Origin of the sequence: Fischerella sp. PCC 9605 (assembly GCF_000517105.1) — a bacterium.
Taxonomy (GTDB): Bacteria; Cyanobacteriota; Cyanobacteriia; order Cyanobacteriales; family Nostocaceae; genus PCC9605.
On the sequence record NZ_KI912154.1, the window covers coordinates 121,745 to 126,919 of the forward strand.

Genomic DNA, 5,175 nt, shown 5'->3' on the forward strand with positions numbered 1-5,175 from the left:
AGTCTTCCTAGTTACCCCTAACATCTTTGCAAACTTGGTTTTACTTAGTTGTCTGGGGAAGTCAGTCACATCTAAACTCTCTAATTTTTGTTTTAGAGCATCTTTTTTAGCTGTTTCCATGCAGTTTTTTTATCACCGCCTATAGTTATTAATAGTCTACAAATTAATTACTAGCGTAACTATTGTTTGTATGCCAACTAGTTAATAAAAGTAAACGAATGGTGAATTAATGGTATAGAGGTGTTTACTATCTAGCTAGGAAACACCTGGATACTAAAATGAAGTTCAAGCTGGTAAAATAGAAGGAACTCAGTTAATTATTAACCTTGAACCTATATAAGAAAACACCCTAAGTGCCGAGAGGTTACTAGGGTATTTATTTTGATTATTTGGTTATCAGCCCACTAATCCTAAACTCATTAGTTCATTCTCAATTTTCTTCAAAACAAACCATAGATTCTGTGGATGCCAGGGTTTTTTAGTGGCAGTCTGGATACCTTTTTGATTTAATTCAGTAGCTAATTCCTGCAATGTAGAGCCATTATTCCAGCGTCGATAAACATCCACCAAAATGTCATATAGAGGTGTCTTCTCTAGCTTTCCAGCTTTAGTTTTTGTGTAGCCTATACCTACCCTACCTATATGCTGCCCTTTGGCTTTTTTAGTCTCCAAAGCATCCAAAGTTCTCTCAACGATGATTTCCCTTTCCCAGTTAGCCACAGCCATTAGGATGTTTATCACTAAACGTCCATTCGCACTGTGGGTATCTATTTGGTCACAAACAGAAATCAAGGTATACGTTTTGAAATAGTTCTCTACAAGCTCAAATAAATCTTTTGGCGATCGTGTAAGTCTATCGAGTTTGTAAATGATGATTCCATTTGCTTTTCCAGCTTCGAGTAGTTCCAGAGCTTTGAGTAATTCACCTCGGTTCTGTTTGGATTTACCGCTTTTGGCTGCGTCATAGAAGAAATCTACAAGGTGATGCCCATAAAGTTCACAATATCTGGTTATACCCTCAAGCTGCACATCTTTGGTAATTGATTGTTTTGCTGTGGATGCGCGCCCATAGCCGATTAAACGTAATGGTATTGTGTTAGTGGATGCACTATGTGCATCAGTAGCAGATTCAAACATATGCGATTCCTCCTAAACTGGTTATGCCCCGGCTATGAGTATTTTTGGTAGTGTGCATCCACCCCTCATAGCTGGGGTTTTCTCTACCAGGTACCGATTAAAAACTTATGCAGTGGTTGCATATCATGCAACTGTAGTGCGTAGATTATTGTGCCTAAAAACATCCCTAAAATTAGTTCTTCCATCTCTACATAACCCTAGCTAATTTTCTTTTGTGTTCATTTGATATGTAAATCCGGAATCGTTTTGGAACACCCCTTTCTCGGGCGATTCTTTTGACCAAGTGAACATCCATCAGTCCCAAGCCAGCAAATAGCGTTGCTTTTGCCTTATCCAAAGTAATTTCAAAAGTTTGGCTGGTGAATCTTATGTATTGTGCTGTCTGTGGGTCAAAGAGAAAATATCTATTATCTAGTCGTGGTTTTAGAAGAGTCATAGCTTCTGTCCTCCAGCTTTGCCTGTAGATAACCTCTTGCCATATTGAGGTCTAATTTTCCTTCTTCATCAACGCATCTGATGACAATCTCTTGCCAAGGGATGTTTGTAGAAATGCAGATGATTGCCATCTCTCTAGCAGTTAGTGTTCTGAAAATATTTTGCATTTCCCCTCACCTATGCAACTTTCTTAGGTCTACCTCTACGTCTCTTTGGCATTGGATTTACTAAGGGGTCAGGAGTAATTTTGAGACGGACTACTTTGGTGTTTAGAACTGCTGCGTCCCAAAGCTGAAACAGCCCTGATATGAAATCAAACAACATTAATCCTGTAAATCCAAGAACGATATATACAATCAATTGAGTTAACATCTCTGTACCTCCCGGTTTTAGAGGTTTAAATAAAACTCCTCTACACCACAACTCCGCCTACCACCCAGCCCTGGATTAGCCGGGGATATCGCTGGTCAAACTACCAACCTTAGTAGCTTGAATCTCTTCTCTTACCTCAGGATTCCTGAGCATATAGGTGAAGAATTCTACACCTTCAGTAGTCATGAAAGTCTGATATGCACCTGGAAGTACAACTCTTTTGTCTTCCACTACGACTGTTACAGGTTTTGTAACGAAGAATCTTTGGTGGCTTGAATAAGCGCGAATGCTTTTGTATTTGCGGTAACAGTAGCCCTTATTTATTAACCACCGGCAGAACTTATTACGTCCTATATTCAAATCCTTTGCAAATATCTCGAAAGTAATTAGTTCTTCTTTCTCAATGAAGTTCTCTGCCAAGGCAATCTTAGGTTGAGCTTCTTCAAGTTCAGCTTTGGTTTCAGCCAATTCCGCTTTAGTTTCGTCATGAGCTTCAGCCTCATCAGCTAACATTCTTAATGCTTCACTATATGACTGAGGCAATTTCCAAGTCTGCATTGATGGTTGCCAGTGAAGTTCTTTTTGTATGTAAGTTCGGATGCCTATAGCTGCAAATGATGCTAGAACCAACTCAGCTTCCTTGTATCCTTTCTTGGCATAGTAAGTAATGATGCAAGCTACTACGTAATCAGGAATTTTCCCGATCACCCAATAATCAAATCCAGCTATGGGTTTCAGGCAATCATCGAGGTTTTTCCCGATCAGTATTCTTTTTAAAAGACCTTCACTACCTTCCCTAGTATCTAGCAAAGTTGATGGAGTTACACCAGAAAGCCTTGCTGTAGCTCTTGCTGATGCAAATCCCTTTCCTTCAACGTCTACTTCAAACTCATGTCGAATATCTTCAGGAATATGTACTAGGTGTTCGCCCATATAACCTCTACTTGGGTTTTCTAAGATTAATGTAAGTCTCTTGACTCACACTACCAATATAACAAGTTAGAATTGGATTTACACAGGTGTGAGATTATAGTTACAAATTACAACACAACTAAATAAGTTAGAATAGATAGTGTAGGCTTAGAGGTTGAAAATACCAAGTATGACTATAATGATTAGATGGAGACTAAGAGAGCTAATGGCGAGGTATAAGGTAGGAACCTCTGATTTAGCAAAAGAGGTAGGGGTTAGTGGTAATTCAATCAGTAATCTCAAAGCTGCTGATGAGATGCCGAGGATTGATGGTCACAGGTTAAATGACCTATGTCATGGATTATCAAAACTAACAGGTAGAAAGATTACCCCTTGGGATTTTATTGAGTACATCCCAGATGAGGAGGTGAATGAAGATGACTGACACCACCATGCAAACAATTATTAATGAACCACCAGCCTTACCATCTGATGCGGTACAACCCAAGATAAATGCATTGGGTGAGCCGGAAATATTCGGGAAGGGTGAGATTATGCCGCTATTGCCATCAGAAGGTGGTAGTTCTCAACTAAGTCGCGATGAAGTGGATTTACTCTGTGAGTATGAAAGTGTGATTAGCAGAGGTTTGGAAACATTCTACGAAGTTGGACATGCATTAGTTGAAATTCGCAACCTGAGGTTATATAGGGCTGAATTTAAAACTTTTCAAGAATATTGTGAAGTTCGCTGGCATATGACGCGTCAGCATGCTTACCGATATATCGCTGCTGATACAGTTAGGCGAGATTTGTCACCAATTGGAGACAAAAATCTGTTACCAGCTAATGAGTCGCATATTAGGGAACTGAATAAACTCAAGAAACCTGAAGATAGACAAAAAGTCTGGTTATCTGTGTTATCCAAAGCTGGTGGAAATCTCGAAAAGGTAACTGCTGCTGTGGTTGAAGAGGAAGTACGAAAGTATTTACCAGCTAAGGAACCTAGAGTAGTTAAACAGAAAGCAGTTGTAGAACCAAAACCTACGAAAGTATTACCAGCTGTAGAAGGACAACAGCCAATTCTGCCGCAACCAGTTACTGATAAAAGTAAGGTTGGGCTGGAAGGTTATCATAATCCTGATGATATAAGACGCATCGAGGAATTAGAGAAACAAGTAGATGAGTCGCAGAAGGATGTTGACTTGGAAGTTTTATCCTGGACTCCCTTTAAGGGTTTAAAACAACTAGTTGTTAATTCAAAGAATAGCCAGGAACAAGAGAGAATTCGGCAATGGTATGAAGATATTAAGTTAATGATGCATACTCTAAGAGTGTTTGTTGAAGATTATGATTATCCAAAGAAACTTTTAGAGTATGAAAAAGACCAATTGGATAGAATTCTGTATCAAGTAAAATTACCAGCATTAGAGGCTGCTGATGAGGATGAAATAAATTCTGACAAAGATAAAAAGATTCAGAGTTTGGAGAAAGAGATCGCAGAGAAAGACAAAGAGATTGAGCAGCTTAGGGCAGAATTAGACGAATACAAAAAGCCAAAAGAAGATAGGAGAAAATTCATTGAATATCAGAATGTGTCTAAAACTTATTCTGAATGGGAAAGGTATTTAGGATTAAGTAGAACCCAAATATCTAAAAGGATTACTATACAAGGGTGGACACCAACAGAGGCTATAGAGGTTCCTAAAGATTACCCAAAAATAGATTTGTGGAGAAAACTTCCTAGAGAGGAACAATTACAACAGATGAATCCGGCTTTGAAATCTTTGTTAAACCCAGAACTCAAAGCTGAGATATCATCTGAATAAAAGGTAAATGCAATCAGAGTGTCAAAAATAGCCAGATGATAACGAATTAATCATCTGGCCTTATTTTTATTTACCTTTCAAGCCGAGAATATTAGTTTTGGTTCCAAGTCTTTTCATAAAATTTGTACCTATTACCACCACAATGCACGAGGTGCATCCACAATTAAACTACTGAACCAAAATTAGATTCTGGGTTAGTTGCAACAACTACTGTCATCAATCCCTCAATAGTTGAATCACTGTTGTTTGTAATAGTAAATCGGGGGAATATTGCCGTACCATCTGTATGTAGGTTAACAGAGGTGTTAGGTGTAGCAGTACCAAAAACAGCAGGTGTACCAGTATCAGCACCAGCTTCACTCACAGTTCCAGAAGCGTTTACACCATATACAGCGGCAAGAGTACCACCATTATATTTGGTAGCTTCATAGTCGTAGATCGCATAATCAAAACGTATGAATACAGCACATTCAGTTGGTGGGATTAGTCTCTG

General features: G+C 38.8%; 8 protein-coding genes. 2 read left to right on the forward strand and 6 right to left on the reverse strand.

The genetic code is table 11. The features are described 5' to 3' along the window. Positions 1-396: 396 nt before the first annotated feature. From FIS9605_RS0134575 to FIS9605_RS40215, 5 genes are all read right to left on the reverse strand, one after another. Positions 397-1,137 (reverse strand): recombinase family protein, encoded by a 741-nt coding sequence (locus FIS9605_RS0134575; RefSeq protein ID WP_051470302.1) that lies wholly within the window; start codon positions 1,135-1,137, stop codon positions 397-399. A 187-nt stretch (positions 1,138-1,324) separates the two neighbouring features. Then, on the reverse strand, positions 1,325-1,573 hold the full coding sequence (locus FIS9605_RS44745; RefSeq protein WP_026736555.1) for a hypothetical protein: 249 nt from the start codon (positions 1,571-1,573) through the stop codon (positions 1,325-1,327). Next, positions 1,545-1,739, reverse strand: a complete 195-nt coding sequence (locus tag FIS9605_RS43660; RefSeq protein ID WP_155960668.1) for a hypothetical protein — start codon at positions 1,737-1,739, stop codon at positions 1,545-1,547. Before FIS9605_RS43660 ends, FIS9605_RS44745 begins: the two co-directional genes overlap by 29 nt. A gap of 10 nt (positions 1,740-1,749) precedes the next feature. Then, entirely contained in the window at positions 1,750-1,944 is a 195-nt protein-coding gene (locus FIS9605_RS46895) for a hypothetical protein (RefSeq protein ID WP_026736556.1), read from the reverse strand. Between the two features lie 75 nt (positions 1,945-2,019). Beyond that, entirely contained in the window at positions 2,020-2,877 is an 858-nt protein-coding gene (locus tag FIS9605_RS40215; protein WP_051470304.1) for a phage antirepressor KilAC domain-containing protein, read from the reverse strand. 178 nt (positions 2,878-3,055) lie between these two features. Between FIS9605_RS40215 and FIS9605_RS0134600 the strand changes: the two genes are divergently transcribed. Beyond that, positions 3,056-3,301 carry a helix-turn-helix domain-containing protein gene (locus FIS9605_RS0134600; protein ID WP_026736557.1) on the forward strand — a complete coding sequence of 82 codons (246 nt, stop codon included), beginning with the start codon at positions 3,056-3,058 and terminating at the stop codon, positions 3,299-3,301. Next, on the forward strand, positions 3,294-4,682 hold the full coding sequence (locus tag FIS9605_RS40220; RefSeq protein WP_051470307.1) for a hypothetical protein: 1,389 nt from the start codon (positions 3,294-3,296) through the stop codon (positions 4,680-4,682). Before FIS9605_RS0134600 ends, FIS9605_RS40220 begins: the two co-directional genes overlap by 8 nt. 163 nt (positions 4,683-4,845) lie before the next feature. On the opposite strand, the gene FIS9605_RS44755 is transcribed toward FIS9605_RS40220, so the two are convergent. After that, the coding region (locus tag FIS9605_RS44755) for a hypothetical protein (RefSeq protein ID WP_026736558.1) at positions 4,846-5,175 on the reverse strand (330 nt) is incomplete at its 5' end.

Bases quoted from the DNA above. Each gene is read 5' to 3' on its own strand.
- FIS9605_RS40220 (WP_051470307.1), top strand. From the start codon at position 3,294: ATGACTGACACCACCATGCAAACAATTATTAATGAACCACCAGCCTTA.
- FIS9605_RS43660 (WP_155960668.1), bottom strand. From the start codon at position 1,739: ATGCAAAATATTTTCAGAACACTAACTGCTAGAGAGATGGCAATCATC.
- FIS9605_RS46895 (WP_026736556.1), bottom strand. From the start codon at position 1,944: ATGTTAACTCAATTGATTGTATATATCGTTCTTGGATTTACAGGATTA.
- FIS9605_RS0134600 (WP_026736557.1), top strand. From the start codon at position 3,056: ATGATTAGATGGAGACTAAGAGAGCTAATGGCGAGGTATAAGGTAGGA.
- FIS9605_RS0134575 (WP_051470302.1), bottom strand. From the start codon at position 1,137: ATGTTTGAATCTGCTACTGATGCACATAGTGCATCCACTAACACAATA.
- FIS9605_RS40215 (WP_051470304.1), bottom strand. From the start codon at position 2,877: ATGGGCGAACACCTAGTACATATTCCTGAAGATATTCGACATGAGTTT.
- FIS9605_RS44745 (WP_026736555.1), bottom strand. From the start codon at position 1,573: ATGACTCTTCTAAAACCACGACTAGATAATAGATATTTTCTCTTTGAC.